Source organism: Paenibacillus sp. 01T422, from assembly GCF_056398785.1.
In genome coordinates, this window is the sequence record NZ_JBFTQB010001202.1 from 1 (window position 1) to 1,497 (window position 1,497).

A 1,497-nucleotide genomic window follows, 5' to 3' on the forward strand; every position below is an offset into this window, starting at 1 on the left:
CTTCCAGATAACATCGGAAGTCAATTCTAACGGAGGGTCAATGGATGGCGACAGGCTTCCGGTTTGGCCGACGTCTACAGTTTGGTCATTCAGCTGTAGTGAAATGACAGTTACCTTAAAGCTAGCATCGTAGGAACTGCCTTGGTCAGTGACCATATGCACAGTTCCGTTAATGATGCCAGGTTGTTTTCCGGTAAGAGTTCTCGTTGAACTCCCAGCTACACCGGTAAAATCTGCCTTCAATTTATCCTCTTCTGAAACATTCCAAGTCGTATAAGTAGGTGTTTCATTGACGGTACTTAAAAGGACTTGAAGCGTAATGGGTTGGCCGCCAATAAAGAGTTTATCAGGCCCGTTAACAGAAATTGACGGCTTAATGACTGTAACCGTCGCAGTACCGGATTTATTCGTGCCATCCGTCGTGGTTGCTGTAATTGTAGCAGTACCAACAGATACGCCTCGAATATTTCCGTTTGAATCGACTGTCACCACATTTGGATTGTTAGTTTCCCATGTAAGTACTTTGTTGCTTGCATTTGAAGGCTCAAATTTAGGGGTTAGGCCATATGATTGATCCACACGAATCGTAGCATTGTCAATGCTTACAGAAGTTACAGGAACCGTTGTGACGTTAACACTGAAATTTTTGGAATAAGTACTTCCTTTATCTGTTGTAATCGTAACTGAGCCGTTCACAGTGCCTGCTTTAACACCAGTTAATACGCGCTTGTAATCACCATCTGTTACAAAACTCGCTTTATCCTGATCTGGTGAGCTCCAAGAAATGGATGCTACAGTTTCATTAATTGTTGAGAAAATAGCTTCTAACGTGATCTTCTCTCCAATATTTACAGAAGTTGGTCCATTAACCGTCAATGATGGTTTAACCACGGTAACAGTTGCGTTGGCTGTCAAATTGGAGCCGTCTGTAGAATTAATGGTAATTTTAGCTGTTCCTTCTGCTATTCCTTTGATGTTACCTGAATTGTCTACTGTAACCAGATCGGATCGATCTGTACTCCAGGTCAAATTGGGATAATCAGCATCGGACGGTGCATAGTTTGAATTTAATTTAATGGTTTCGCCGACTCGAATACTGGCGTTTCCTAAGTTTATTGATGTTAAAGGCGTAAATATTTTTACTGTGTAATCTTTGGAATAGGTATTCCCTTTATCTGTCACAACTGTAGCAGTTACAGTAACGGTGCCTTTTTGGACACCATGTAGAATACCAGTAAATTTATCGCTTACGGTAAAGGTCGCTTTACTCGAATTTGAAGAGCTCCATCTGACTGAAGTTACGTTCTCATTCACGGTTACTAATGCTGCCTGTAAAGAAATATCTGTACCAACTGCTACTTCTGTCGGACCTGTGATATTCAAGCCAGGTTGGATAACAGAAACGACGGAGGTCGCATTAAGTCCGCTTCCATCTTTCGCGACAGCCGAGATTTTTGCCGTACCAGCACTAACACCCCGAATTTCACCACTTGCATT

1 protein-coding gene is annotated in these 1,497 nt (G+C 42.2%); it reads right to left on the bottom strand.

Annotated features, from left to right (window positions below; genetic code table 11):
• The coding region (locus AC1DUA_RS37180) for an Ig-like domain-containing protein (protein WP_477504500.1) at positions 1–1,497 on the bottom strand (1,497 nt) is incomplete at both ends.